Origin of the sequence: Paenibacillus mangrovi (assembly GCF_022898935.1) — a bacterium.
GTDB classification, from domain to species: Bacteria; Bacillota; Bacilli; order Paenibacillales; family Paenibacillaceae; genus Paenibacillus_AQ; species Paenibacillus_AQ mangrovi.
The window spans coordinates 109,270-135,707 of the sequence record NZ_JALIRP010000001.1 but is presented as its reverse complement, the minus strand read 5'-3'; the positions used below and the strand labels follow the sequence as shown (position 1 = coordinate 135,707).

Here is a 26,438-nt window from a genome sequence, read left to right as displayed (position 1 = left end):
GACGCTATTCCTCCTCCTGCCAGATGTTTAGGGAAAACTTGCACTGATCCGTGACAACAGCATGCAAACTGAGCGTGACTTCCCACATGCCACTATGAATCGGACCGCTAATCAAGCCAGGAGAAGCATCTTTCATGGATAGATGCAAAAGCTGTTCAGGATCATGCCGATGGCCGGCACCACGATGACTGTCAGGATCATCTACAGAGACAGTGATCAAATTTTTGAGCGGCAGGTAAGATTCCCATTTCGCTTGAACGAGCTCCCGCCGGCTTGGTTCAATATATTTTTCAATGCTTTCATAAACAAGCGTCTTGGACAGCTCCCGGTCTTCCAAGTTCTTCGGCCCGTAAGCGAAATGAATGCACAGCTTGCCTCCCGGCTCACTAATATGAAATTTATACGTAATGTGGCTCTTGGAACAAACGGGAGACACTTCCCCCTGCGTTTCGAGAAGGATTCGTCTCATCATGCTTTCACTCCCTCATCTTTAATCATCTCGCGAATATAGAAGAATCCCATAATGGAGCAAAGCAAGAACGTGAAGAAGGCAAGTGCTGCAGCAAGCTGTTTCTGCTGGAAGACTCCGAATACCTGTTCCATCGACACACCAAGCATTTGCGGCGCATTGGGCCCGAGTAAGAATGGAGCCGTGAACGAGCCGATGACGCCCATAAAGGCAAAGGTAGCCCCGACAAGCAATGTTTTATAGGTCAGCGGCAGGATAAATTTAAAGAAGATTTGTATAGTGCCGGCGCCAACGTCCTTTGCGCTTTCGATAACTGAGTTAGGAACAGCTGACAGCGCAGAACCAAGCAGCATGGTGGTGAACGGAATATTAAACCATAAATTAGCGATAATGATTCCCTTCATATCAAAAATGATCCGTGGAAACGATTCGATGCCAAACTGATATAAAATCCGTGCTGCCCATCCATGGTTGCCGAGCAACTGTATCAAGCCATACGTAGCGATGACACCGGGAATAAACATCGGAATCATATACAATCTTCGAATCCACTGCACTACAGCCCCATTATTGAACCTCATGTATACCGCTAAGGCATAGCTGATCGCCAATATAAGAAGAACAGATATGATGGTGACTTCGAGCGTGAAAATGATATTGGATCGCATCAGCTTATTCGTAAACAAGTAGATGTAGTTGGATAAATCATAGCCACCGGATGCATTGGTTAAGCTTTCTTTAAATGAAAGAGCGATCGGAAGAACGACGATGACAAACAGTACAAGAAAAGAGGGGAGTACCAGAAGCAGGCCCAGTATCCCCATTTTTGTTTGTTTACTCATTGTGCAGCAACTTCACTTTGCCAACGCATGGACATATCTTTGTCCAAGTCGCCGATATTGAATGAACGGAAGCCTTCTGATGCGCCTTTGAATGAGTCTTGAACCTCCTGTGGCATATTCGAAAGCTGGATGCCTGGGAAGCCGTGCATTTTGTTAACGACAACCGTCTGTGCTTCAGGAGAAAGAACAAAATCCAGGAATTTATATACAGCGTCTTTCTTCTCCGACAGTTTTGGTACCATCAAGTAAGTCGGACCGCCGTTAAAGCCAGGTGTCAGCTGTTTGATTTTTGTCGAAGCCGGGAGCTGACCGTTCGCAACTTGTTCCAGCACCATATCCGACCAAGCCGGGATCATATCTACCTCGCCATTTGCCAGCAGGTCAAGTGTACCTTGATTTTTCTTCGGATAAATTCCTTCGCCGTAAACATATTTCCCCAAATCCTTCAGCAGAGCAAATCCTTTGTCCCACTGAGACTCAATGCTCGGATCGGAGTTATGAATGGCTTCTTCCGGCAAATCTTTATACAGGGCTGTCATTACGAATGAATTACCGGAGCCGCCCGTCGAAGGATCGTTATAAGCAAATTTTCCGGGATGTTTACGAATCCAGTCATACAGCTCGTCCAAGGTATTAGGAACTTCGGTTACTTTTTCACTATTGTAAGCCAGAATGACTGCGGACGAACGATAAGGAACAGCCAGGTTGGAGACATCTGTCATTGTTTGCTGATCCACATTGCTAAGGTTCGGTATGCTGCCTGAACTAAGCGTATCCCACAGGTCATCTTTTTGTCCCTTTGTAATGGTGGAAAGTCCGTCTTCATATAAGTCGATATCCCCGGATCCTTTGCCTGCCTGCTTGGCTGCCAGAATACGGTCATAGGTTGACTGCGCACCCGTACCAGATGGAATAAATACCGGTTTTACTTTTATATCGGGATTTTGCTTCTCGAACATCGGGATGAGCGTATCCCACAAGTCCTTTACGTTCTGCGAACCGGAGAAATAAAAGGAAAATTCAACTGGCTTTACAGCTGCAGAAGTTGCAGTATTATTTGCAGAAGCAGAGCCTGCGTCAGTGGAACTTGAGTCCTTGCTCGAGCTGCCGCAGCCTGCCAAGATTGTAGATGTAATGGCGAATACAGATAGCAGTGAAAGGACAGATTTCTTACGAAACATGTAAATTCCTCCTAAAAGTTTTGTGAGAGCATGAACTGCATTGAACGGCTTCGTAACAAAACTCACTTCGGAAGCCATCGCTAAGTTGTTTTATATCAATTTAAACTGTAGGAAATACCAATGTCTTTGCGAAGTTTACTTTCACATGCTGACCTGTTCGAAGGTCATTGACCTGATCTCGCGGCCGGAAAGACCGAATGATTCCGTGCCCCTGCAAATCGATGGATACTTCTGCATAATGACCTAGTACCATGATGTGTTTGATCGTCCCTGGTAGACCCGCTTCTTCTCCATCAAACAGCTGCACATCTTCTGGCCGGATCGCGAGAGTTACATTCCCAGAAAGATTTTTCGAATTTGGAAAAGCAAGCTGAGCGATCATTACCCGACCGTTTGTTACCACCCCCTTTAAAAAGTTCATTTTGCCAATAAATTGCGCAGCAAATAGTGTCTTAGGTTCATCGTATATTTCCTGCGGAGAGGCAACCTGTTCAATGTGACCCTTGTTCATGACAACGATTCGATCGGAGATCGACAAAGCCTCTTCCTGATCATGTGTGACAAAAACCATGGTTAGCCCGGTATTCGATTGGATCTCCCGCAATTCTTCTCTCATCTCATGCCGGAGCTTGGCATCAAGCGCAGAGAATGGTTCATCGAGCAGCAGAACGGCTGGTTTAAGAAGCAGTGCTCTGGCAACTGCGACCCGCTGCTGTTGACCGCCAGAGAGTTGACCCGGGAACTTCTGCTCCGAACCCGATAAGCGAATCAATTTCAGCACCTCAGAAATGGCTTGGTCAATCTCGCTTTTTTTCATTTTGCGTATCTTCAGACCGAATGCCAGATTATCGAATACCGTCATATGCGGCCATAAATTATAGCTTTGGAAGACCATTGCCGTCGGCCGTTTCTCTGGTGGAGCCTTCAGAACGCTTTTATTTTCAATGAGAATATCTCCAGAATCAGGCTCGAGGAAACCGCCGATGCTGCGAAGCACCGTTGTTTTACCGCATCCGGACGGACCTAACAGCGTAATCAACTCGCCTTTTTGAACATCGAGTGAAATATCAGATACGCCATCTCCTGTTTTATAACGTTTCGTGAGTTTCTGAATCGACAGTTGTATATCCATAAGGGAGGCTCCTTTCGAGTTATCTGTTTTCCGTGTTATTTAAATTGAAAGCCACTGGATAGCACATCAGCGCTAACAAAACGTTTCGCTGCGAGCAGCAGAATAATCGTCGGCAGCGTTAGGATGATAGAGAAGACAGCACCTGCATAGGCCGGATAATCGCTTATAATCGAATACATAATCACCGGCATCGTTTTGAAATTCGGAATACCGACCAGGAATGTACCTTGAGCCTCATCCAGTGAATTCAGAAACGTAAAAATAGAGGCGACCAGAATACCCGGCATGGCGAGTGGCAGCGTAATGCTGCGGAACACACGAAAAGGGCTCGCTCCCACATCCCGCGCTGATTCTTCCTGAGCGGTGTGTACATTACGGAAAGAAGCTGTTGGAATCCATGTCATGTACATCAGCACATTAACAATATGAATCAGCACAACCCCTGCCAGGGTGTTCATTAATCCTAGTTTGTAGAAGAGGACAGCGATGGACACGTACAGCCCCATTTTTGGAAAGGCGTTCGTCAGTAGAAATGAGAATAAAAAGAAGCGGCTAAGCGGAAAACGAATCCGTGCGAACGCGTAGGCTGCAGGAACACAGATCAAAATGGAAATTGCAGTTACGATCGTAGCGATCAAAAACGACAAGCCGATGGACTTCGCAATATCCTCTTGCTGAAGCACAAACCTCCACCATTTCAATGACCATTCGTGCGGGAATGCCTCTGGATATTTCCAATTTCCTGTGAAAGCCAAGATGGCCAAGTTCAGCAGCGGACCTAGGAAGAAGATGACAAACACAACAAGAACAAGAAACTCGATAATCTTCTTGGGACCTATCGCTTTCCAATACCAACGCATACGAACGATAAACACTCCTTTCAGGAAAATATAGATTAATAAATTTAATTCATTCTATCTAGGTCGACTGGCGGATGATCAACTCAGGCTCATACTCTATGGTTTTTGCCTTAACAGGTTCCTGCCGGATCTGCTTGTCCAGCAGTGTTAACGCTTGTCTACCCATCTCCTCTATATTGACCCGAATCGTCGTTAACGACGGAAAATACATGGCTGCATAATCGATACCGTCAAACCCCATTACCCCAACTTGCTCAGGAATACGTACGGATTGCTCCTGAAGGAAGCTCATTGCGCCAAGGGCGATCATGTCGTTAGTTGCGAAAATGGCTGTGCATAGGCCGCTTTGAAAACGGGTCCATTCCTGCTTCATCGTTTTATATCCTTCTTCGAACGTAGAAGCAGCGAGATAGGCGATCGATGATTCAGAAACAGGATTCATGTGCTTTTCCATACCTTCCCGGAATCCTTTCAGCCTCAAATTGTGGCTTCGGTGGGTTTGTGGTCCGGCAAGTACGAAGACATTCCGGTGTCCGATTCCGATTAAATAATCAGCCGCCATGCGGCCGCCCATATCATCCCGATTGACGAGATGGAAGACACCTTCAACATCAGTCGAGCCATTAACCATCAGGTAAGGAACCTTAAAGTTTTGAATATAATCAATCAGCTGCTGCTTTAGACGACTGATCAGGATGAGCCCATCCACTCTTTTTTCAAGCATAAAATCAGCGGAATGATGTGTCATTTCACGATCTGTCGATACAAAAACAGAATAGTTCATCTTTTCTGCTGCTGTTAAAATGGAATCCAGAATCTTGCCGTAGAACGGATGGGAAGCAATGGGATATTCCTGGCGGTAGATGATCACACCGATATTGTGCGTTCGCTGTGACACCATAGCTCTGGCCAATGCATTAGGCTTATACTGCAGCTCGCGAATGATTTGTTCCACCTTTTCCCTCGTTGCAGGGCTTATGTATCCCTTGCCCGAAATCACTCGTGAAACCGTTGATTTGGACACCCCTGCACGTAATGCAATTTCCTTAATTGTATAATCCAATGTACTCCGCCCTCTTTTCCGGATGTGAGACCGTTCCCACATCTCAAGAATACTGCCGCTTTGTTATTGGTGTATGATTGAAATGTAATATTTTGCGCAAAGAAAATTATCCCTGGAATATCATTTTCTCTAAGGTCTGAATAAATAAAATAAGCCTAGAAACCAAGCTGTTCCTTGGCATCTAGGCTATCGCATAATCATCAGTTCATAAATCCGATTTGATAAATAAGCAGTAATAACTTAGCTTATGTTCACTGTTGTCATCAGAGGATTTACGGAGTGTAAAATTCTTTAATATGTTTTATTAAGACTCGAGTAGTAAGTAAAAGCCTTCGAGTTCATTTTCCGCATCTTGGAAAAGCTGCAGTACAAGCCGGCTGTCTTCCCCCAGCTTCTCTTCACTTTTTTGAAAATGCAGCCAACGAATCGTAAGCGGCATTTCAACCCATCCCGTCAGACAATCCCATAAGGCGTCCAAATTGTTACCATAATAGTCGGGCAGCTCCAAAGCTTCTTTTAATACGGCATGCAGCTGATCCCTGTTTTCCATTTTCCTGCCATCCAATATGATCTCACGCAATTTCTGGCCCCCCAAGATTTACTTTATTGGTTCAAACGTCTGGTAATGGTCTTCCGTCTTGTAGATTAGCCCATCGTTCGAAAATAAGATTCGGTCTTTTCCCCGATGGCCGGATTTGTAGTTAATATCAGCTTCGTACCATATCCTTCCCTTTTTAACGGGTAATTTTTTTTCGCGATTCTGGAAGACATCGCCGCCGATGCTTTTTCCGGGTGCAACTTCCTGCAGATTTCCACCTTGCGGATCCCAGCCAAGCTTTTTCGCTTCGGCTTTTGTAATGAAATTATCCGGCAATTCATGATGGGCCTCGATGTAACTTGCGACACCTTCAAAGGTGGTTAAACCTTCGGATTGGGATTGGGATTGGTTTTGGTTTTCACTCAATCCGCAGCCGGTCAAAAGCAATAAACAGCTTAACAATACAAACAATACAGACTTAATGGCTTTCAAACGTTTCTTCCTCATTTCTTTGGATGATCTTCACCTGATATGTACGCACATCACCCTATGAAGTTTCGCTGCATACCTTAGCATAACTTTCTTTTCTACATATGTCGCAATGAATAAATAATAATCATTTATCCAATAATTTCAACATTATAAAAATCGATGAGGTGATGTAAAAGTGAAAAAATATATACTGTTAATCCTTCTGGTATTTGCTGCTTCTGGAAATACATGCAGTGCTTCACCACAGGTTACAGAAAAAATCTTGCACGAAACTCAAGTGAAATTTAAGCCCATATATCTTGAAGTCCCCAAAACTTGGAAGGTTGTCACAAAAACTTATAAAACTCAATATATTATTAGTTATTTTTCTTCAGACGATGATTTTATCTTAGGCCTTGTTGAACAGAATAGTGATAACAAAAAAATTGATAGTTCTAAGAGTCCAACCGCAAGTACTTACACTTTAAATAGCATTACATATCATTATTATCCTTATGTTGGTGAAGCAAAAGGCGGTGCACTTTATTGGATAGATGATGGGGTTTATTTCGATATGGACAGTCATAAATTAACAAAAGATGAGATGATTAATTTAGCCCAGACAATATAAAGGAACTGCTTGTCGTAAAATTTAGACGACAAGCAGTTCCTTTAATTTTTTTAGCTGTATTCGTATCCGTCTACTTCAAAAAATCCACTTCTCCGAATGCGTTTTTACTGCGAAACAGATTTAAACCATTCGTTAACTTCCTTCGTCACTTGATCGCCGCCGTTTGCCTTCCAGCTTGCGACGAAATCGTCAAATGCGTCTACAGGCAGTTTACCGTAAATAATCTTATTGAAGGTCTCAAGCTCCGACTGACGAAGCAGGTTCCACTTCGTAATCATCGTTGGTGTCGCTGCACCCGTAAAGTAGTTTTGCTTACGGATATCAATTTGCGACATGACGACTTTGGCTGCATACCAGTTTTCCGGTTTACGGAATGTAGCCAACTGCTTCTCGTATGGCGTTTCCGGCTTCGCGCCGTCCGCCAGTTTCACGAGCGTCTTCATATACAGATCCGGAATACGCGCTGGGCCTGTAATGAATGGGAACTTGTCGAAGAAATCTTTGATCTTGTCTTTGTCGCTTGTCGGTTGTCCGTCAACCACATCCCAGTCGTAACCTTTGGCAAATCCGTATTCGTACGGGCTGCCGACTTTCGGATCCGCCAGGTTGTCAAGCAGGTAGTTGTAGTACAAAATGATGGCTTCCGGATGCTTGGCATCCTTGTTGATCATGAAGCTGCTGTTAACACCGGAATTCTGCCATTTCGTGCCGATCTTTCCGTCTGGACCTGCAGGAACCGGATAGGCTTTGTACTTCGATCCAGGCACGTTTTTCAGCAAATCTGGAGCAGGCCAGTCTGGAACCCAGTTGGCGCCAGGCAGTACACCGGCATTGCCTTTGGTCCAGATTTCAGCCGATTTCCCTTCATCCCAAAGCGCAGAGTCCGGATGGATATACCCCTTTTCCATCCATTCCTGGAGCTTCGCCAGCGCCTGCTTGGCCCCCGGGTTGACGGAGCCGTATTCAAGGTTGCCGTTCTCGTCCTTGTTCCACTGCTCCTCTACAGATCCAAAAGCCCCGAACAGCCAATCCAATCCGCCCATCCAGGTGTTGGTGTTGTTTTTCAAGGAGATGGCTAGTGGATATACATCTTTTGGAGCCAGTCCGTCCGGATTCTGGTTTTTGAATTTATCCATGATGTTTTCGAGATCCGCGATCGTTTTCGGCGCCTCAAGATGCAGCTTCTCCATCCAGTCTTCGCGCAGCCACAATACGGTATCATCGTTATCGGTATATTCCATGATCGGAAGATTCCACTTCTTGCCGTCCTTCGTGAACGGATACCACAGTTCAGGGTGCTGCGCTGCATGGTCCTTCCATGTTTTGTTCGCGTATTTCTCAAACAGATCGTCGATCGGTATGAACTGGCCAGAGTCAATGAGCTGATTAGTCAGTACCGCATTGGTTGGTACCATGACGAAATCGGGCAGTTTCTCGCCGGATGTCAGCGCGAGCTGGAGCTGCTGCTTATACTGGTCGCTGCCTGCAGGATACCAGGTATCCTTGTGCTTCATGCCCAGCGTCTCCAGCATCCAGCGGTCATGTACGTTGTTCTCTTTCGTTTCGCCCTTCGTATAGTCCCGCGGCATGATCACCGTGCTGATCTCGATCGGCGGATCGTATTTGCCGTTTTTGAAGGCCAGATCGGCTTCGGACATCGTCTCAGTTTTCGTTTTCGTAGCCTTATTGGATGTATCGCTTTCGGCAGTCGTGCCGCTGCCGCCGGAGCTGCTGCCGCAGGCGGACAGGAACAGCGTCATGGCCACGATCGGCATCCACAGCTTCTTCATTTTCCCCATATTGATTTACCCCCTACGTTGTATGATCGTTACAAGAGTTACTTTACCAACGGGCCTGGGAGTCATCTATATGAATTTGTTAGTTTCCATAGGACTCTGTCATGTTGTTAATTTCCTTCCCGGTATTCCTGCGGAGTCACCCCGAACTGCCGTTTGAACACCTTAATAAAATAGGCCGGATCCAAATAGCCGATCTCCGAGCTAATCGCGTACACCTTTTTTTCAGTCTTCTTCAGCATGTCGCAGGCCGTTTCCATGCGAAGGCGGAACACATAGTCGCTAACCCCTTCTCCCGTCTCAATCTTGTACAGCTTCGACAGATGCGTTGGATGCAGATTAACATGATCCGCCAGTGCGCGCAGCGAAACATCGAGATGCAGGTGATCCTCGATATAAGCTTGAATCTTCTTCACATAAACCGAACGCATGTCCTTTACTTCACTCGATGTACCGTCTCTCAGCTTGTGCAGACTTCTGAGCGACCAGTTCCGCAGCTTGCTGATGGAAGCGAAAGCTTCAGAGCTTTGCAGCATGGCGATATCCTCTCCCAGCAAACCGGCAAGCGTATGACCGTTTCGGTGGGCAAAATGGGTGAAAGAAGCCGCGATCATGTACCCCGCTTCCAGGCAATGCTCCCAGGAGTCGTACCACTTCTCGTCAAGCTCCATGAATACCGCATTCAGCTTCTGTTCCGCCGCGTCCCATCGACCCGCCTCTAGCAAATTTTTGAGGCCTGGCGGCGCATGAATCACGTCAAGAGGTCCCTGCGATGCCTGTTGATGCAGATCACCTGCCCGAATCACAAATTCACGCTCGTCTCCGACGATCTGCCGGAAATAAGCCAAGGCGTGGCTGTACCGGTCTGCGAGCAGATCGGGAAACCGGAAAAATTCCGTCATGACGATGGATAATGATCCATCCAGAAACTGCTTCACTTTGGCTTGCAGCTGCATTGCAGACCGCTCAAGCAAGGATTCTCTGCCATGGTCAACATATTCCGGCTTGAACTGAAGCAGAAAGGCAAGGTATCCATGATCCTCCTTTACGCCCCAGACGTTAGCGAATTCCCCGAGTATTTCCTCTGCCATATTAATGATGGCGTATTCCAGCAGATGTAGGCCGTTGTTGCGGTATCGCCCGAATTCATCCTCCATGCGAACGAGGAGTAGCGAACATTCCCCGAACTCAAAAGGAAGATGATAGTTTTCGAGCTTCCTTTTCCATTCCTCCCCCATCAGACGCTCACCCCGCAACCCATCAAGTAGCAGCTGGCCGCGCAGGAGAGGAAGATTCTCCCGGAGTGTGAATTCAGTACTCTCATAGGAGCTAACGTTTTCCCACTCCTCTTTCAGCTGGTCTATAGCCGACTTGACCGCTCCCAGCAGTTCCGCATCTGTCGGCGGTTTTAGGAGATAATCCACGGCATGGTGCCGCAGCGCTTCCTTGGTATATTCAAAATCAGAGTGACCGGACAGGATGATGCATTTGATTTTATGATCACGTTCACGAATCTTCCCAATCAGTTCAATGCCTGTCATTTCCGGCATAATAACATCGGAGATAATTAGATCAATCGGGTGCGTTTCCAGAATTTGCAGCGCTTGCCTAGCGGAATATGCCTTATGAACCTGTTCAATCCCAAGCGTGTGCCATGGTTTCGTAGCAGATAAGTTATCCACCCAATGGGCTTCATCGTCAACAATGATCATTTGCATGTAATTTGTCCCCTTTATCTATATTAGGCCGTGCGAAACTCTTCATCCGAAGGAGGGACCCATACGATTTCCGTACGGAATCCGCCAAGCTCTGATGTTCGGAAGCTCATAAACGACTGTTCCCCGAATTGCTGAACGATGCGTTGATATGTATTCCAAAAGCCGTAGCCCATGTCTTCCTGCATCGGCCCCTGCATTTTGAGGTTCAAGCTCTCCAGCTGCGCTTCAGACATTCCTGGACCGTCATCATCCACATACAGCCTGCAAAAATCGTCCGACATCTCGCCTCTGATCCGGATTTCCCCGGAGCTGTAGGTTTTTCCAACCCCGTGGATAACGGCATTTTCCACAATCGGCTGCAGCATTAGGCGCGGCACCTCCTGCGTCAGCATCTCCTCTGGAATGTCGATATGATAATGAATTCTGCCGTTGCGGAGCTTCTGAATGTCGAGATAGTTAATGATGAGCTGAATCTCATCCCGGAGCGACGCGAGCGGCTTTTCCATACGGGTTATATAACGATAGTAAGCACTCAGGTTATGCCCCATGGAAACGACGGCCTCTTCCTCCTTCAGCTCCGCCATATTGATCATGTAACCGATACAGTTATATAAAAAATGAGGGTTGATCTGCGCCTGCAGCTGCTTTAATGTGGCTTCACGCGCCCTCAGCTTCTCGTGCAGCACGTTTTCAATCAGGTGTTGAATTTGACTGGACATATCATTAAACCGGTAAAACAGAAATGAAAATTCATTATTCACTTTGGAGTCGATCCGGACCGAAAAATCGCCTTTTTGAACGCTCTGAATCCCTCGGATCAGCTGGCGAATCGGACGCTGCACATTCCGGTACAGCAGGACGGATGCTGAAATGCCCACGGCGAACAGCAGCACCATCGTCAGATAAAACATATTGCGGCTGAATGATATCGGTCCCAAAATCTGATCGAGCGGTACGATATCCACCAAATGCCAATCCAAGTAAAGTGATTTCACCGTGCTAACCAGGTAGCTTTTGTGGTCCAGAGTGATGACCTGCTGCGAGGTGTCCCCTAGATCTTTTTGCTGCAAATACTGGACCACTTGATCCGTCAAAGGCACGCTCGCCGTACGGTTCAGAATCGGGGCCTCTCCCTTGTTATAAAATATGGGGTTCCCTTGCCCGCCCGCCTTGTATGAATCCAGCATATTCTGAATATTCTCATGCTCGATCGTGGCCTGAACGACCAAACTGCTGTCCCTCAGCCCAACCTGCTGTCCTACCGAATCCGTGTAAAACCAATGGAACCCCGGCTTTTTTCCGTCCGCAAGCTTTTTTCCGTCGCCGTAATTCCATTTTCCCGTCATGTTTTTCCTCAAGTATTCCTCATCGTATTCCGCCATCGTGCCTGCATTCGAAATCGCTTCCCGGTTCAGCTGGGAATACACCGTGAATTTAACCGGCCAAATGCTCGTGACCCCGGATTGCAGCGCCATTTTTTCCTGTAAAACATATCTTGTCTGCATCTTGTCGTAACGGTCATCCCAAATGTTCAGGCCATTGAATTTGCGGACATTCGGATCCTTAGAGAACGTGAGCACGAAATTCATCGTTTGATCAATCCGCGAGTCGATCTGGCTGGATAAAAAAAAGAGCTGTTTAATATTCGACGCCTTCAGCTCTTTATCGATCACGTTAAACGCAATGCTGTTCGAGTATGTAAACATAGCGATCATCGGTATGAACAGCATCAGAATCAAAATATTCATTTTCTTGGACATGCTGAACTTGGCACCCATCCTTTTTCTAAAAATGCTCAAGCCGTCCCGCAGCTTCATTCGTCTTTCCCCCTTGGGCAATATGCCTAACAAAACCCTATCAATCCTAACAATGTCTTATAGTTCAAAGCTGATCCGCATTGCTATGATATTAAGCAGAACTTCACAACAACCAATCGAGACTTTTATGAAACGGGAGAGAGCTATGGAACAAATTATGAATCCGGACGTCAACCTCAAAGTGAACCGGACAGCGAAAAAGAAAAAAAGAACCCGTGTGCCATGGGTCTTGCATCTGATGGTGCTGCCTGCCGTGCTGCTCGTTTTCGTTTTTTCCTATGTGCCCATGTCGGGCATTATTATGGCATTTCAGGATTATAAAGCGCCGCTTGGGATCACCGGTTCCCCATTTGTCGGCCTGAAGCATTTTCAGTACATGTTCGAGAACGATTATTTTATGAAAATCACTTGGAATACCGTCCTGTTCGCCTGTTCCAAAATTGTGCTGAATCTGATTATTCCTTTTACATTCGCATTGCTGTTGAACGAGGTCAGACATATGGGATATAAGCGCTCCATTCAGACCCTCGTATACCTGCCTCATTTTCTTTCTTGGGTTACGCTTGGTGGGATCCTGATCGACCTGCTCGCACAGACCGGGATTGTAAACCAATTCCTGACGTATTTGTTTGGCATCAAGCCGATCTTTTTCCTCGGGGATGGCACCTGGTTCCGGCTTACCATTATTTTTAGTGATGTCTGGAAGGAATTCGGTTTTAATACGATCATCTTCCTCGCTGCACTCGCCGGGATTAACCCTGCGCTGTACGAAGCAGCCGAAGTCGACGGGGCAAGCCGGATCAAGCAAACGCTCTACATCACAATCCCTTCGCTTGTGCCGATTCTGATCGTGGTTGCCACCCTTGCGCTGGGCAATGTCCTGAACGCGAACTTCGACCAGATCTTTAACTTGTACAGCCCGATGATTTACCAGCAAGGCGATATTATCGATACATTCGTTTACCGGGAAGGACTTCTGAGCGGACAATTCAGCTTCGCGACGGCCGTCAGCCTGTTTAAATCAGTGATCAGCCTGATCCTGATCGTGATTTCTTACCGCATGGCGTATCGGTTCGCTGGTTACCGGATTTTCTAGAATGCTTACGTATATCCGTACTTGAAAGGATGACTGGATTATGTATCATAAAACGCTGCCTTACCGCATCTTCAGTATATTTAATTACATTCTGCTCGGGGTCATCGCGATCGCCTGTTTGCTTCCGCTGTACCATTTGCTGATGGTCTCCTTAAGCTCATCGGCGGCTGCCAATGCCGGTCTCGTCACGTTTTGGCCGATCGGATTTACGTTTGAGGCGTACACCAAGACCTTTAACAACATTAACTTTCTGACTTCCCTTTGGGTATCCGTCAAACGGACGCTCATCGGAACAGCGCTTGGTCTTGTCGTGAACTCGATAGCCGCCTATGCCCTATCCAAGGAAACCCATGTGTTCCGCGGACGGAATGCTTATCTCTGGTATTTCGTGATTACCATGCTGTTTAGCGGCGGCCTGATTCCGAGCTATATTCTGATCCTGAAGCTTGGCTTAATGAATCACCTGGCTGCCCTGATCCTTCCCGGGCTGGTTGCCGTATACAATATGATCCTGCTTCTGAATTTCTTTCGCACCGTGCCCAAAGAGCTTGAGGAAGCCGCCTTTATCGATGGCGCAGGCTATCTGCGGAGCTTCGTGTCTATCTTCTTGCCGGTTTCCCTGCCGGTCATTGCGACCATTGCCTTGTTCACCATGGTTGGACATTGGAATTCCTATTTTGACGGATTGATTTACATTAAAAGCTCCGAGAAGCTTCCTCTCGCCAGCCTGATGCAAACCATCATCGTACAAGGAAATACCACGAGCTTCGATCCGGCCGTCATTGCCAATATGTCGCAGCGAACGCTGCGTGCCTCCCAAATATTTATTGGTGCACTGCCGATTCTCATCGCATATCCGTTCCTGCAGCGGTTCTTTGTCAAAGGTATCGTCATTGGTGCCGTGAAGGAATAGATGAGTTTTTTATCGAAACGTTTCAATTTGTTTCCAATCTAGATTATAGATACTCGGTGTAACCGCTGTCAAACGTATTTTTCGTTAAAGTTACTGCTTTTCCCATTTGGAAAACGCTAGAATCGAAACGTTCTACTATTAACAATTCCAGCAAAAAGAAAGAGGTTGTTCCTTCGCAGGTCTCGCTCACCTGTAAAGGAATAACCTCTTCCTCTTTTATGGAATAAAGTCATGCTGCGGATAACCAAGATTAGCGTAGCGCAGGCGCCTCTTTTCGGAATTCAGATTCCTGAGACGTTCCCTGCCGCGGCTTCCGGCGTCCTGCTCCAACTGTCCAGCTCAAACTCGGCACATGCGATAGTGTATAGCTTATACCAAGCGAAGCCAGGACGGTCAAGATAAAGGTCAGCAGTGTGAACAACATGTGATAACCCCCGAGATCCAGAGGGCGGGTAATATACGCGATGGCATAAATCACCAAGGCATGTACAAGATAACCCCCGAATGAGTATCTGCCCATCCACGCCAGCAAACGGGTAAACTTTCTGCTGTGCGGTTGCAGTAACATGAGTAGTCCATATAATAACAGCATTTGCGCCACGATGATAATAAAAGTCGAAGGCTTCAGATATGTGGAAATATTCAGGTTAACGACTTCTCCGGAACCCCGTATGACATCATAGCCCATCTTGATATACATTCCTAGAAAAACAAGTCCGCTCCATGGGAGCAGCTTCATGCACCAGGTTCGCCATTTCTCTATGTTTGCGGCGCATACCGCTCCCATCACGAAATAAAATCCGTACATTAGGAAAGAATAACTGCGATACTGGATCATTTCCGACCAAGGATTGCCGAGCTTTTCTGACCAAGAGCCCATTTGATAATAAGAGAGATAAAGCAGCATCATATACAATATACCGGTGACGGCTATGATCGCCAAGACACTCTGGTTTCGTCTTTTTTCATTCAGCGGTTCAAGCCGGCTCCGTACAGACCTGTAGATAACTGCCATGATGGGAAAGAAAATATAAAACTGAACAATCATGATGATAAACCATAGTTGATAACCGATTTGCGGAATGAACAGTTCCCGGAGCAAAGAGCCCCAGTCCCGTCCGCCTATCTGCCAAAATTGCGGTGTAAACACGTGGACATACAGCCAGTAAATCAGTGTCCAGAACAGGAAAGGCACATATACACTCTCAAACCTTTTCCTTATAAATGGGAAATAACGTACTCCCTCGCCATATTTATAAAACATGAGAACTGCAGACAAAAAAACAAATGTCGGGGTACCAAAACGGGTTAAGTGGTAAATCATTGTCAGCATAATGGAGTCGGCTGGTTGAATATCGGCCCTGTAAATGTATTCAGCGATAGAGTGCTGCATCACAATAGCCATGAAGGCAAGCCCTCTCAGCTGCGTCCATTCCTCGATACGCGATTTGCCCAAGAATAATTCCTCCTTCATTAGCAGTTATGCGCTAGTATACCCTTTAAATATTAAATGTACCTTAAGATAGGGTGTTTGGAGGAATTGCACCCAAAATTACCCCACAAAGTGGGGACTTTGCTTTGAAGCTGATTCAGATACTTTTCGGGGGCCCCGGAAAGACACAAAAAAGGGCCAACCGGAAATCTCCGACTGACCTATTTTTCAAGATTCGGTTGTCTTCATTTCTGTAGAATGGTGGCTCGCGGCATGTTGAATTTTATTACCGAGAAGAACGGGAAGATCACGATAGCGGAGCTTGCGGATTACTACCCGATTTCAGAGCGGCACATCGCGAGAACATTTAAATCTTTAATGGGCATCACGGCCAAAGAGTATACGAGCATCATTCGATTCCAAAGCGTGCTGCAACAACTGAACCAGATGAAGAGTTCTATTAATTGGTCCGATCTTTCTGTTCAGTCGGGATTTTACAACCAGTCGCATTTCATAAAGTTTTGGGGATTCCAAGGTACTATGCTATACTGAGTCTACCATTTACTGTACCTGTACCATTTCCCTACTCATTTGCTTGGGTAGGGTTTTAAATTTGTTTTTCTGGACAATAAAAAACAGACTCTTAAAAAAGAGTCTGTTTTTTATTGTCATTTTTTTAAACTTTTTGAACATTAGTAGCTTGGGGTCCACGTTGACCTTTTTCTACGTCAAAAGTAACTCTTTGACCTTCGTCAAGAGATTTGAAGCCCTCGCCTTGAATAGCTGAGAAATGAACGAATACATCTTCTCCGCCTTCACGTTCGATAAATCCAAAACCTTTTTCTGCGTTAAACCATTTTACTGTACCTTGTTCCATTGTTATTGCCTCCTAGTGTGATAACGACACATGTATTACTATCCTTGCTCTCAGGATCATCAAGACGAAAGTTGTTACGTATGCTATCCTTCACTCCGAACAAAAATAATTCTTTATTAGAATAACAGTAAATTGAACGGATAGCAATTTATTTGAGTTGTTTGTTAAACGGAATTAGATTGGGCTGTTTCCATATGCTGATTAGTTCAGTATCGTTATTCTTAAATTAAAAACCGCAACAATCCATAATATGGTAATATTATTGCGTTTTTGGTTAATACGATGATTCCTAATCCCAGGAGTAAGAAAATGATATCGCTGGACAATCCGAATTGTTCTTTGAATTTATTGGTACGTACCGAATCTAACGTAGCCGCTATGAAAAAACAGATTGAAGTCATCTCTTTGGACAAAAGAACAAATGTAATTATGTCTTCAATAAACGAAAGTCGATTTACAAAACAAAATTATTGCTGTAAAAAACAAAAAGAAATGGATAGAATTCAGATCTTCTCTGAAACCTCTATCCATTCTTTTTTCACCAATAAAATATTTAACATTGTATCCAATCACTTATTATTATTGATTGAATTGGAAATCCTCGCATTTTTAATAAAACTTTAGATCGGATTTTTGTGTTTTTTATCTATATTCATTTTATGATAGATTTTATTATAGTTATTAATGATCTCGTCCAATATCATAGACTGCTTGATCACATTCGGGTTCCAAATATCACCGTATTGATCGGCCATTTCATAAAGCCGTTGCCTTTCGATCTCGAGGAGGCACTCCGTAGCGTTTGATTTTTTCAATAAATCCATAAAATCTCTCTCCACATCCAATCCTGCTTTATGTTAAGACTGCACAAGTTCACGTTACACATTGCATCATATTTCTTTCACGATTCATAGTTGGCCGTCTCTTACTATAAAACACCCCCGCCAATACATATTATGGTCGAAAACCTTATACAAGTAATATTATGTCAGTAATTAACAATGGTCAATAACAAAAAATTCTATAATTCTCAATTTTGTTTGAAATAATCTTCCGAGAAACGGCTGGTACGGCATGTAGACTACAAATATTTACGTTCAATTTCCGCAAAAAAAAGCCTCCCTCTGGATTCAAGGGAAGCTTCTCATGAATGTGACCGCTAGGACATTTTGACCAAGCTGTAATTTTTCTTGCCTTTGCGAATAATAATGAAACGGCCGCCGATAGCCTGACTAGCTGATACCTCCAGCTCTAAATCGGTAACTTTCTCACCGTTCATCGAAATCGCGCCTTTCGTAATATCCTCGCGCGCCTGACGTTTGGATGGCTCAATGCCCAGATCAACCAGCCAATCGACGATATTTTTCGTCTCCTGCGTGGCTTCGAAAGTCGGCATCTCTTTAAAGCCCTGCTCGATTTCATCGGCTGTCAGCGATTTAATATCGCCGCTGAAGAGGGCTGCTGTAATGCGTTTCGCCTGCTCAAGCAATTCCTCGCCGTGCACGAATCTCGTCATTTCCTCGGCCAGTGTTTTTTGCGCTTCGCGTTTATGCGGCTCCGTCTGCACCTTTTCGGCCAACTCGTCGATCTGCTCTTTGGAAAGGAACGTAAAGTATTTCAAGTATTTCACGACATCACGGTCGTCGGTGTTTGCCCAGAACTGGTAGAACTCAAATGGCGTCGTTTTGTTCGGATCAAGCCAGATCGCTCCACCTGCGGTTTTGCCGAACTTCGTGCCGTCGGCTTTCAGCATCAGCGGAATCGTAAGGCCGAACGCTTTGGCTTCAGCGCCTTCTTTTTTTCGGATCAGATCGAGGCCGCTGGTGATGTTGCCCCATTGGTCCGAGCCGCCGATTTGCAGCTGAACATCTTCATTTTGGAACAGATGGAGGTAGTCCAGCGACTGCAAGATTTGGTACGAGAATTCGGTAAAGGAAATGCCGCTATCGAGCCGGCTCGCTACGACGTCCTTGGCAAGCATCGAATTGATGCTGAAATTTTTCCCGTAATCGCGCAGGAACTCGATCACATTGATTTTATGCGTCCAATCGTAGTTGTTGACCAAGCGAATCTGATTGTCGCCGTCGGTCACGAACAGCTTTTTCATTTGCTCGGTAAGCAACTCCACGTTAGACTGAACCTGCTCCAGCGTTTGCAGTGAACGCTCGGTTTGACGGCCGCTTGGATCGCCAATTGTACCGGTTGCGCCACCGATAAGAATGACCGGACGATGACCGGCAAGCTGGAAACGTTTCAGCATCATGAATGGAATCAAATGACCGATATGCATGCTGTCGCCCGTCGGGTCAACGCCGCAGTACAGCGAGATCGATTTGGAATTCGTCAGCTCCCGCAGTCCTTCAGCGTCCGTTTGTTGATTGATGGCGTCGCGCCATTCCAGTTCGTCGATAATATTCACAGCTACCACTCCCTAAATTGTTGGATATCCTTATAACGAAATAACGAATCATTCATTCCGCGTTGAAAAACAAAAAATCGCCCCTTGTCTATTGACATAGGGACGATTAGTTAACCGTGTTACCACCCAGATTGCACCAATGGGCCTTGCGCTGTTCGCGCACCATTCATGCCGCTCTCCGGCGAGTTATCGTTCGCCGCTTCCGCCCGGCATTACCCGGGTGACTCCAGAGTGTAATTCGTCAGCTTGATATGTACCGGGTTCCATCAACCCCCGGCTTTCTAGAACAGGGACCAAGCTGCTACTGGGCTCTTTCAACGTACATCGTGTATAAGATTACAGACAGTATATTGAAATCGTAAATGGATGTCAATCCTAGAGTTTCCATTCCGGATTCCTGACTACTTCCTACAGATGATCATCAGGGTCCATAAGATGGCCAGAGTATCCTCCACTATAGGCATCATGATTCAGCTACTATGATGACGACAGATCCTTTTTTATGTCCTTGATCGACATATCTGTGGGCCTCGGGAATTTTCTTCAGCGTATAGCGCCGATCGATGACGGGCTTCAGCTTACCTGTCTCCATCAACTCTTTGAGCAGCATTAGGTCCTCCTGAAGCACCTTCGCCACCCCTTGACCTACGACGGATACGTATTTCCCGTTAGGGACTAATGCTTTCCTGCAATTGGATTTCAAACTTTTCCCAACCGCATCAAAGATCATATCGTAAAGCTCTCCACTTTTCGTAAAATCCTCTTTCGAGTAATCTATGACCTTGCCGGCACCAAGAGACCGCACCAAGCCTACATTTGCAGTGCTGCATACCCCGGTAACTTCGGCTCCATAATATTTGGCAAGCTGCACTGCGGCAGTCCCTACCGCTCCGGAAGCTCCATAGATCAGAACCTTTTGACCCTGACGGATGTTTGCTTTCCGAAAAAAATGCAGAGCGGTCGTTCCTCCAAAAGAGACAGCTGCGGCTTCCTCAAAGGTCACACGGTCCGGCTTTATGGCGAGCAGCCCATCTTCATGCAAGCAAATATACTCTGTATAAGCGCCGCATTTCATTCCGGTAAACGCAAAGACCCGGTCGCCTGCCCGAAATTTCGTGACATCTTTTCCCGTGGATTCGATCTCTCCCGCCAACTCCACTCCGAGTATAGGCTGTCTTGGCTTCCGAAGACCCATGATCAACTGCATGGCGATCCTCAACAAAAGGGGACCACGTAATCCGCGGACTCTGCAGTCTCCCGAATTGACCGTCGTTGTAACAATTTTCACTAGAACTTCATTGTCTTTGGGAACAGGTTTATCTATCTCTTGCAGCTCCAGAACATCTGGTGAGCCGTATTTTGTACATACCATTGCTTTCATGGGTTTCCTCCAAACTCACTTTTCAATGAGTATATACGCAGCAAGGTATTGATGACCACCATTCTGCGCTGATGCTGCAGCGATTTGATATGTATGTGTATGTTCGACGGTTTGCGGGTATATCCCTTTTGCATTTTTTTGACTATGTTGCTAGTTGTGATGCCACGCGTACCTAGATTATATATCTGCAAATAAAAGTGCTATAATTAAACAATTCAAGATGTCATTCAGTCCACCAAAAGGAAGGAGAAGCATTCATGAATACTAAACAATTAGATCGAATCCATACGGGGGAGGGCTTTATTGCGGCCTTGGACCAAAGCGGTGGAAGTACTCCTAAAGCTCTACTGCAATATGGCGTTAAAGAAGACCTCTATTCTAGTGAAGAAGAGATGTATGCATTGGTTCACGAGATGAGAACGCGCATCATCAAGAGTCCCGCGTTTGATTCCCAGTACATTTTGGGTGCGATTCTTTTTGAGAACACGATGGATCGTTTCATTGACGGGCAATATACTGCCGATTATCTGTGGGAGAAGAAAGGCATTGTGCCTTTTCTAAAAGTCGATCAAGGACTCGCCGATCTTGAAGACGGGGTTCAGGTCATGAAACCAATCTCCGGCTTAAATGACCTTTTGAAGCGGGCGGCTGAACGGGGCATCTTCGGAACGAAAATGCGCTCGGTGATTAAGGAAGCCAATCCTTCCGGAATCAAAAAAGTCGTAGAGCAGCAGTTCGCCATCGGTAAACAGATCGCAGAGATGGGCCTGGTTCCAATTATCGAGCCGGAAGTGGATATCTACAGCGCAGATAAGGCTACATCTGAAAAACTATTGAAGGATGAAATTTCGTCTCAATTATCTACTCTTGATGAAGACGTCAAAGTTATGCTCAAACTATCCATACCGACGGAAGACAACTTCTATAGCGATTTAATGGAGGATCCACATGTCGTAAGGATTGTTGCCTTGTCAGGCGGTTACTCCCAAGCGGAAGCCAACGAAAAGCTGGCACATAATCACGGACTCATCGCCAGTTTCTCGCGTGCCTTATCGCAGGGACTGAACGCAGATCAATCAAACGATGAATTCAACGTGATGCTGTCACAATCCGTTCAAGCCATCTATGAGGCTTCTATTAAATAAAAGGGAACTTGTCCATCAAAGTGAATCCAGCATATGATATAACGACCCCGAACTTTATCAAAGCTCGGGGTCGTTTTTGAATTCTTAGAGACTTATGCGCCGATTACAACTTCATTAGATTTTTAATGCATGGTCTTTTAGCATATCCTCACCAGATGCAATTTTTTGAGAGGTCCATTTCTCATTAGGTTCTGCCCAAAAATGTTCTGAGGGTAAAAGCCCAAGAGGAAGGAACACTGCCGCACACAGGTAGAGGCTGCCTGTATTAATATATTCTTCAGCAAGCCCAGGTTGATACCCATATACACCAGGACGCAGCCAACCATGATCATCAAAATTTCCTGGCGCCTCCATAATCCGTCGGATAACTGCAGATAGTGCACACCGCACTTGTGCAGGCGGAAGATTCTCATCCAAAAAATGTTGAAGCGCTGCTTGAGAGAGAAGCTGAAAAGCCCCGAAGCGATAAGTGACAGAACGACCAGTGATAGGATAGGTCCCGTCTGGCGCAATCAAACGTTCAAGAACAGTGGCATACCTCCTTGCGCGATCCAGTATTATCGGTTTTAATTCGGCATATGATTTCGACTCACGTTCAAAAATTGAAATAATATCAACTAACATTGGCTGTATAACAAAGCTGTTATAGTAATCCCAGTGAAAATCCTCCCCATCACCGTACACCCCATCGCCTTTATACCAATCCATGAACATATGTATTGCATAACTCACACGCATTCGATCATACTCTGGATCACCCAATATATATAAGCCCGCTTCCACCATAGCGCTGAAAAGCAGCCAATTATTCCTGTGTGGTGCTGTCCGGCGAGTCTTCTTTAGCGCAGAAGCCAAATTACACTTAACCCGGTCATTAAGCTGGGCAGTAATTCGATTAGGAGCACGTAGAAGCGCATGGGCAAGAAATGCCGCATCAACTAGCGGTTGGCCCATCGTTTCAAAATCCATATAATCCGGAGAAGATGGATCGGTAGCTGCATCGATTGCTTCCAGCATCATTTCCGTATAATGGACTCTTTTAGCTTCTTCTTCGCCTTCCAAATCCTCTAGCTCAAGCCAAGGAGCCATTCCACAGGCCAATCTTCCGAAAGCTTCGAGGTAAGCAAATTTATTCCGTCCACTGTTAAAATCCCGGGGCAATTTCTGGTGTAGTTTCCTTTGAGTCAAAGCAGTTAACACTGGATCACCGATTAACAGCATTGTATTAAGCCAATATTTACGCTGTTCTCTACCGTCCATTTCTAATCTATTCTCCTTTTTTGGAAAATGAGTAGCTTTTTATGATTTGAAATTTATTATCATAAGTGAACTTCTTTATCTAGCAATCTTAAACCTGCTTCAATAAAAGAAATAATGAACATAAAATTCCTTCCTGCCATTATTACCACTCTTATACTTGCCTTTTTTCTAGAAATAATATGGAATCATCCAATCATTCTCCGTTTGTCCATCATATTTTGGAAATATCTAAACAGGAGGAGATGATTCTTTTGGTACGTGTACTTGATAAAGCTGCCGTTCAGCCACGACGCACTTTCAACCCATCAACATCATTTATTATCAGACGTTCGCCTGGCAGATCGCGCATAGCAACAATTCAAATAAAAATACCTGCTGTAAATGCGCAACCCAACCGGGTTGAATTAGTTGCAACAGTTGGTGTTAAAGGTGTTACAGGTATTGTTCAAATTCTCTTTAGAATCTTCCGTGACGGAGTAGAAATTTTCAATACACAACAGGGTATTGAATCTGCCGGATCCGAACAAAACTATGCAGTTACTTTTCAAGCGGTCGATCGAAATGTAAAAGCAGGTACTCATGTTTACACAGTAACAGCCGAGAACCGGACTGCGAATACCAGAGCTGATGTTGTTGGTCCAATTTCTTTCAGTGGTCTGGCTGTTCAAACGAGAACCTAATTTATTCTCCTTACTCTCACACTCTCTCATGTATTGTTAGCGTAGCTCCACCAAAAAACGCAACCTGTATTAGGTTGCGTTTTTTTGATATGGAGCTGACCGCTGATTTCATCGCTGCCAGCGATAGATACGTGCTTAAAATTATCGTTATTTCCTAATTGCGAGAAAATCATAATTGTTTTCCTGGCAAGCACGAATCGCCGAATAGGAATCGGCATAATCTTGATGGACATCGACCGTGTAACGAAACTCATAGAAGCCTCCGCATGCGGCTTTGAAGTTCGTATCCCATTTGTTATTGGTAAGCCAGGAGTATAAAGTGCCTGTAGGCTCAATATGTTCCGAATAATTCCATAAGCGCAATTTGCCGATGTGAACCATCGGCGCATCCTGGGTACTGAGCGATATGCCTAGACCGCTTCCGACCAATGCCGCCCCTTCTTGCACGCTATAATAATCGCAGCAAGTACCCGGAAGCTGATCGATACCGGGACGTATGGCCGCACCCGCTTTATCCAAGTGCCAAATGCCTTGATCGACTTGGAAAGGGAACACCGCATACATGCCTTCCGGATCCAAAATATTTACCTTGTTCAACTTAATGGAAATGTCGAACCGGGAGAGTGAACGGTAAAACTTAAATTCCACCGTATACGAATGCGCTCCGGGAACTTCATATTCAAATTCCCAAGTTTCAAACATACGGTTGCTGCCGGTACACGTGACAAGTTTTAGTTCGCCGCGGCTAATTTTATCCTCGGGAATTTTCCGGGCACTGTAACCGAATCCGGCTGGATCGCAGCGATTTGCGCCATTGAACACTTGATATAGCGGCGTACATAGCCCCGGTCCGCCTTCCTGGAGCAAATCAGCTCCGCTCGGTTTATGCAGCACCGAATAGATGCCTCGATCATCGTCCCATTCCACCCGCAGCAAGTCGTTCTCGAATTTTTGCGAAACAACCTTTTGAGCAACTGAGTCGGAAGATCCATTGGGCAAATCGAGAACGTCGATCGTCAGTTCCCGCTCCTCTAGTGGCTCTAATGCAAGTTGGATACAAAGCTCTTGTCCGCGCAGCGAATGCCATACCCGTTCAAACTCATATTGTCTTCCCTGCGCATCGACTACTCTTAGTTGTTTCTTAAAGATCGGATTCTCCCAATAATCCAATGGTAAATAAGCAAGAGACGTTTTTGGTTCAATCGAAGGGTTGATGACCTTGAAGGCAAATGGACGACGTGAAGTAAACGCTCCCTGGCCTTTGCCGGCAAGAACGGTATCCAGAGCCGTGCATGCCAATCGGTCCGCTTCTATCGCATACTTGATTTTGCGCATCAGCAGCTGCTGCACTCGAAAGTCGGCTGGTCTTCCTAAAGACGCGGAATGTCCCCAAGTGTGCTCCGCATATAAAACGAGTTCCTTCGTCACGCTTTTCAATTGGTCTTCCGAAACGAATCGACGTTCCGGGTCTAAACGTTCCGCTATGCGCTTCATTCGCTGCGCATTGCGAAACAGGGATGTCTCAAGCGCCGTGGAGATGACACCGTCCGTCCACCAGTCATTCCAATCGCCGCGAAACACCGGAATGTTCGAAACCTCTTTCTCAAGGTGCGCGAAAAACTCGGAGAGCGTAACGGTGCGAATGAAAATCTGATCGCCATGTTTGTCGTTCCATTGCCTAATTAACTCACAATAGCTATCTGTCGGCGGACTGTTATCGGTATACAGCCCTGAACCCATCAAGGGTATGAAACTATATTCATATCCATTTTTTCTCAGCCCATCAACGAGTGAGAATAATGTCTTTTCCGGGACTGACACATCTTGAATGTCGATATACTCACCACCTTCCGGCACTTCCATGCCTGGAATCCCGTAGTGGCCAACATAATTGAAACCGGGCATGATTCCCAACAAATTGGCCTTGTGATAAGTCAAGCCGTTCCACACCAAAATGCGGTTCCCTTTAGGGGACTCCCAATAAAACGGCACATTTGGTTTACCGAAAGGGCAGCCGCCGTGGTGCGTGTTGATGTTGGTCGATAAATACTTGATGCCCGCTTCATAAAGCGCGTCGACAATCCCCCATGAGAATCCGTTGATATCGCAAGCCATGGCGCTAACCAGAGGCACGTCTTCCCGGCGTGCAAACTCCGTCGCCGGCTTCAAGGTATCTCTCAAGTGTCCCTCATCCAGAAGCTCGGTAAGATGCAAATAAAACGCGCTCAATTCAATTGAACCGTTTTTTATCGCCTCGACCAACCGCGCTTTTCCGACCGAACCCGTTTTGGACAAGTACTGTTCCACCGCCCAAAAGCCTTCGCACATGAATTTGAATTGGGTGTTGGCGTCACGGGTTTGCTGCGCAGGGGAAAGTGCCATGTCGACGGCCTGCTCAATAAACTGTTTTTGGTACTCTGTAATAACTTCCTGACGTTCCGTATATCCGATGTCAATATGCGCGTGCTGAATGACAAATAATGTAAAGGGATTTCTGCTTTGCATTGCTGCTCTCTCCTTTGTTTATTATGGAAATCATATTCAATGCAGAGTAAAGAAAATTTCACATCAAATATCTAAGGTTTCAGTTGCGGGCTGGACTCTTTCGTGCGGAATGCTGGAAGCTCCGTATTTAAGATGAGGCACTTCCTCAGCGCAGTCTCAGGGTTATTCCATTCCCCTCCCCACTGCAGCCGGTAACGGAAATCTTATCACTC

At 45.8% G+C, this 26,438-nt stretch carries 24 protein-coding genes; 6 read left to right on the top strand and 18 right to left on the bottom strand.

Annotated elements, in window-relative coordinates:
* Positions 1 to 4 precede the first annotated feature (4 nt).
* The 8 genes from MUG84_RS00645 to MUG84_RS00610 form a co-directional block, all read right to left on the bottom strand.
* A complete protein-coding gene (locus MUG84_RS00645; RefSeq protein ID WP_244717691.1) occupies positions 5 to 472 on the bottom strand; it encodes a hypothetical protein in 468 nt (155 codons plus the stop codon).
* Positions 469 to 1,311 (bottom strand): ABC transporter permease, encoded by an 843-nt coding sequence (locus MUG84_RS00640; protein WP_244717688.1) that lies wholly within the window; start codon positions 1,309 to 1,311, stop codon positions 469 to 471. The genes MUG84_RS00645 and MUG84_RS00640 overlap by 4 nt, the downstream gene beginning before the upstream one ends.
* Positions 1,308 to 2,492, bottom strand: a complete 1,185-nt coding sequence (locus MUG84_RS00635) for an extracellular solute-binding protein (protein ID WP_244717683.1) — start codon at positions 2,490 to 2,492, stop codon at positions 1,308 to 1,310. Before MUG84_RS00635 ends, MUG84_RS00640 begins: the two co-directional genes overlap by 4 nt.
* 100 nt (positions 2,493 to 2,592) lie before the next feature.
* Positions 2,593 to 3,624 carry an ABC transporter ATP-binding protein gene (locus MUG84_RS00630; RefSeq protein WP_244717680.1) on the bottom strand — a complete coding sequence of 344 codons (1,032 nt, stop codon included), beginning with the start codon at positions 3,622 to 3,624 and terminating at the stop codon, positions 2,593 to 2,595.
* A gap of 35 nt (positions 3,625 to 3,659) precedes the next feature.
* Positions 3,660 to 4,484 (bottom strand): ABC transporter permease, encoded by an 825-nt coding sequence (locus MUG84_RS00625; protein ID WP_244717677.1) that lies wholly within the window; start codon positions 4,482 to 4,484, stop codon positions 3,660 to 3,662.
* 58 nt (positions 4,485 to 4,542) lie between these two features.
* Positions 4,543 to 5,547: a LacI family DNA-binding transcriptional regulator gene (locus MUG84_RS00620; RefSeq protein ID WP_244717673.1), complete on the bottom strand. Its 1,005-nt coding sequence runs from the start codon at positions 5,545 to 5,547 to the stop codon at positions 4,543 to 4,545.
* 304 nt (positions 5,548 to 5,851) lie between these two features.
* Positions 5,852 to 6,127, bottom strand: coding sequence for a barstar family protein (locus tag MUG84_RS00615; RefSeq protein ID WP_244717670.1), 276 nt, complete (start codon positions 6,125 to 6,127; stop codon positions 5,852 to 5,854).
* An 18-nt stretch (positions 6,128 to 6,145) separates the two neighbouring features.
* Complete coding sequence (locus tag MUG84_RS00610) at positions 6,146 to 6,592, bottom strand: ribonuclease domain-containing protein (protein ID WP_244717667.1); 447 nt, start codon at positions 6,590 to 6,592, stop codon at positions 6,146 to 6,148.
* A gap of 160 nt (positions 6,593 to 6,752) precedes the next feature.
* Between MUG84_RS00610 and MUG84_RS00605 the strand changes: the two genes are divergently transcribed.
* The gene (locus tag MUG84_RS00605) at positions 6,753 to 7,187 is read left to right on the top strand and encodes a DUF4367 domain-containing protein (RefSeq protein WP_244717662.1); all 435 of its coding nucleotides are present in this window, start codon (positions 6,753 to 6,755) and stop codon (positions 7,185 to 7,187) included.
* Between the two features lie 104 nt (positions 7,188 to 7,291).
* Here the strand turns inward: MUG84_RS00605 and MUG84_RS00600 are convergent, their stop codons facing one another.
* The 3 genes from MUG84_RS00600 to MUG84_RS00590 all read right to left on the bottom strand — a co-directional run bounded on the left by MUG84_RS00600 (position 7,292) and on the right by MUG84_RS00590 (position 12,518).
* The gene (locus tag MUG84_RS00600) at positions 7,292 to 8,986 is read right to left on the bottom strand and encodes a type 2 periplasmic-binding domain-containing protein (protein WP_244717659.1); all 1,695 of its coding nucleotides are present in this window, start codon (positions 8,984 to 8,986) and stop codon (positions 7,292 to 7,294) included.
* A gap of 107 nt (positions 8,987 to 9,093) precedes the next feature.
* Positions 9,094 to 10,701: a response regulator transcription factor gene (locus tag MUG84_RS00595; RefSeq protein ID WP_244717656.1), complete on the bottom strand. Its 1,608-nt coding sequence runs from the start codon at positions 10,699 to 10,701 to the stop codon at positions 9,094 to 9,096.
* A 23-nt stretch (positions 10,702 to 10,724) separates the two neighbouring features.
* A complete protein-coding gene (locus MUG84_RS00590; protein WP_244717653.1) occupies positions 10,725 to 12,518 on the bottom strand; it encodes a sensor histidine kinase in 1,794 nt (597 codons plus the stop codon).
* A gap of 145 nt (positions 12,519 to 12,663) precedes the next feature.
* Between MUG84_RS00590 and MUG84_RS00585 the strand changes: the two genes are divergently transcribed.
* Both MUG84_RS00585 and MUG84_RS00580 read left to right on the top strand, forming a co-directional pair.
* Positions 12,664 to 13,614: an ABC transporter permease gene (locus MUG84_RS00585; RefSeq protein ID WP_425313094.1), complete on the top strand. Its 951-nt coding sequence runs from the start codon at positions 12,664 to 12,666 to the stop codon at positions 13,612 to 13,614.
* A gap of 40 nt (positions 13,615 to 13,654) precedes the next feature.
* A complete protein-coding gene (locus tag MUG84_RS00580) occupies positions 13,655 to 14,527 on the top strand; it encodes a carbohydrate ABC transporter permease (protein ID WP_244717650.1) in 873 nt (290 codons plus the stop codon).
* Between the two features lie 250 nt (positions 14,528 to 14,777).
* Here the strand turns inward: MUG84_RS00580 and MUG84_RS00575 are convergent, their stop codons facing one another.
* Complete coding sequence (locus MUG84_RS00575; protein ID WP_244717647.1) at positions 14,778 to 15,983, bottom strand: acyltransferase; 1,206 nt, start codon at positions 15,981 to 15,983, stop codon at positions 14,778 to 14,780.
* A 249-nt stretch (positions 15,984 to 16,232) separates the two neighbouring features.
* On the opposite strand from MUG84_RS00575, the gene MUG84_RS00570 reads away from it, so the two are divergent.
* Positions 16,233 to 16,511 carry a helix-turn-helix domain-containing protein gene (locus MUG84_RS00570; RefSeq protein ID WP_244717644.1) on the top strand — a complete coding sequence of 93 codons (279 nt, stop codon included), beginning with the start codon at positions 16,233 to 16,235 and terminating at the stop codon, positions 16,509 to 16,511.
* A 124-nt stretch (positions 16,512 to 16,635) separates the two neighbouring features.
* On the opposite strand, the gene MUG84_RS00565 is transcribed toward MUG84_RS00570, so the two are convergent.
* The 4 genes from MUG84_RS00565 to MUG84_RS00550 all read right to left on the bottom strand — a co-directional run bounded on the left by MUG84_RS00565 (position 16,636) and on the right by MUG84_RS00550 (position 20,636).
* Positions 16,636 to 16,836, bottom strand: coding sequence for a cold-shock protein (locus MUG84_RS00565; protein WP_136605620.1), 201 nt, complete (start codon positions 16,834 to 16,836; stop codon positions 16,636 to 16,638).
* Positions 16,837 to 17,456: 620 nt separating this feature from the next.
* A complete protein-coding gene (locus MUG84_RS00560; RefSeq protein WP_244717641.1) occupies positions 17,457 to 17,660 on the bottom strand; it encodes an aspartyl-phosphate phosphatase Spo0E family protein in 204 nt (67 codons plus the stop codon).
* A 335-nt stretch (positions 17,661 to 17,995) separates the two neighbouring features.
* The gene (tyrS, locus tag MUG84_RS00555; RefSeq protein ID WP_244717638.1) at positions 17,996 to 19,255 is read right to left on the bottom strand and encodes a tyrosine--tRNA ligase; all 1,260 of its coding nucleotides are present in this window, start codon (positions 19,253 to 19,255) and stop codon (positions 17,996 to 17,998) included.
* Between the two features lie 463 nt (positions 19,256 to 19,718).
* Positions 19,719 to 20,636: an NAD(P)-dependent alcohol dehydrogenase gene (locus tag MUG84_RS00550; RefSeq protein ID WP_244717634.1), complete on the bottom strand. Its 918-nt coding sequence runs from the start codon at positions 20,634 to 20,636 to the stop codon at positions 19,719 to 19,721.
* 257 nt (positions 20,637 to 20,893) lie between these two features.
* Between MUG84_RS00550 and MUG84_RS00545 the strand changes: the two genes are divergently transcribed.
* Positions 20,894 to 21,781, top strand: coding sequence for a fructose bisphosphate aldolase (locus tag MUG84_RS00545; protein WP_244717631.1), 888 nt, complete (start codon positions 20,894 to 20,896; stop codon positions 21,779 to 21,781).
* A gap of 114 nt (positions 21,782 to 21,895) precedes the next feature.
* Here MUG84_RS00545 and MUG84_RS00540 read toward each other — a convergent pair whose 3' ends face one another.
* On the bottom strand, positions 21,896 to 23,041 hold the full coding sequence (locus MUG84_RS00540) for a DUF2264 domain-containing protein (protein WP_244717627.1): 1,146 nt from the start codon (positions 23,039 to 23,041) through the stop codon (positions 21,896 to 21,898).
* 251 nt (positions 23,042 to 23,292) lie between these two features.
* Here MUG84_RS00540 and MUG84_RS00535 point away from each other — a divergent pair, with 251 nt between their 5' ends.
* Complete coding sequence (locus MUG84_RS00535; protein ID WP_244717624.1) at positions 23,293 to 23,721, top strand: exosporium protein C; 429 nt, start codon at positions 23,293 to 23,295, stop codon at positions 23,719 to 23,721.
* A 147-nt stretch (positions 23,722 to 23,868) separates the two neighbouring features.
* Here MUG84_RS00535 and MUG84_RS00530 read toward each other — a convergent pair whose 3' ends face one another.
* Positions 23,869 to 26,226 (bottom strand): glycoside hydrolase family 38 N-terminal domain-containing protein, encoded by a 2,358-nt coding sequence (locus tag MUG84_RS00530; RefSeq protein WP_244717621.1) that lies wholly within the window; start codon positions 26,224 to 26,226, stop codon positions 23,869 to 23,871.
* Positions 26,227 to 26,438: the final 212 nt, after the last annotated feature.

Bases quoted from the DNA above. Each gene is read 5' to 3' on its own strand.
- MUG84_RS00645 (WP_244717691.1), bottom strand. From the start codon at position 472: ATGATGAGACGAATCCTTCTCGAAACGCAGGGGGAAGTGTCTCCCGTT.
- MUG84_RS00640 (WP_244717688.1), bottom strand. From the start codon at position 1,311: ATGAGTAAACAAACAAAAATGGGGATACTGGGCCTGCTTCTGGTACTC.
- MUG84_RS00635 (WP_244717683.1), bottom strand. From the start codon at position 2,492: ATGTTTCGTAAGAAATCTGTCCTTTCACTGCTATCTGTATTCGCCATT.
- MUG84_RS00630 (WP_244717680.1), bottom strand. From the start codon at position 3,624: ATGGATATACAACTGTCGATTCAGAAACTCACGAAACGTTATAAAACA.
- MUG84_RS00625 (WP_244717677.1), bottom strand. From the start codon at position 4,484: ATGCGTTGGTATTGGAAAGCGATAGGTCCCAAGAAGATTATCGAGTTT.
- MUG84_RS00610 (WP_244717667.1), bottom strand. From the start codon at position 6,592: ATGAGGAAGAAACGTTTGAAAGCCATTAAGTCTGTATTGTTTGTATTG.
- MUG84_RS00600 (WP_244717659.1), bottom strand. From the start codon at position 8,986: ATGGGGAAAATGAAGAAGCTGTGGATGCCGATCGTGGCCATGACGCTG.
- MUG84_RS00595 (WP_244717656.1), bottom strand. From the start codon at position 10,701: ATGCAAATGATCATTGTTGACGATGAAGCCCATTGGGTGGATAACTTA.
- MUG84_RS00590 (WP_244717653.1), bottom strand. From the start codon at position 12,518: ATGAAGCTGCGGGACGGCTTGAGCATTTTTAGAAAAAGGATGGGTGCC.
- MUG84_RS00585 (WP_425313094.1), top strand. From the start codon at position 12,664: ATGGAACAAATTATGAATCCGGACGTCAACCTCAAAGTGAACCGGACA.
- MUG84_RS00580 (WP_244717650.1), top strand. From the start codon at position 13,655: ATGTATCATAAAACGCTGCCTTACCGCATCTTCAGTATATTTAATTAC.
- MUG84_RS00570 (WP_244717644.1), top strand. From the start codon at position 16,233: ATGTTGAATTTTATTACCGAGAAGAACGGGAAGATCACGATAGCGGAG.
- MUG84_RS00565 (WP_136605620.1), bottom strand. From the start codon at position 16,836: ATGGAACAAGGTACAGTAAAATGGTTTAACGCAGAAAAAGGTTTTGGA.
- MUG84_RS00560 (WP_244717641.1), bottom strand. From the start codon at position 17,660: ATGGATTTATTGAAAAAATCAAACGCTACGGAGTGCCTCCTCGAGATC.
- MUG84_RS00550 (WP_244717634.1), bottom strand. From the start codon at position 20,636: ATGAAAGCAATGGTATGTACAAAATACGGCTCACCAGATGTTCTGGAG.
- MUG84_RS00545 (WP_244717631.1), top strand. From the start codon at position 20,894: ATGAATACTAAACAATTAGATCGAATCCATACGGGGGAGGGCTTTATT.
- MUG84_RS00540 (WP_244717627.1), bottom strand. From the start codon at position 23,041: ATGGACGGTAGAGAACAGCGTAAATATTGGCTTAATACAATGCTGTTA.
- MUG84_RS00530 (WP_244717621.1), bottom strand. From the start codon at position 26,226: ATGCAAAGCAGAAATCCCTTTACATTATTTGTCATTCAGCACGCGCAT.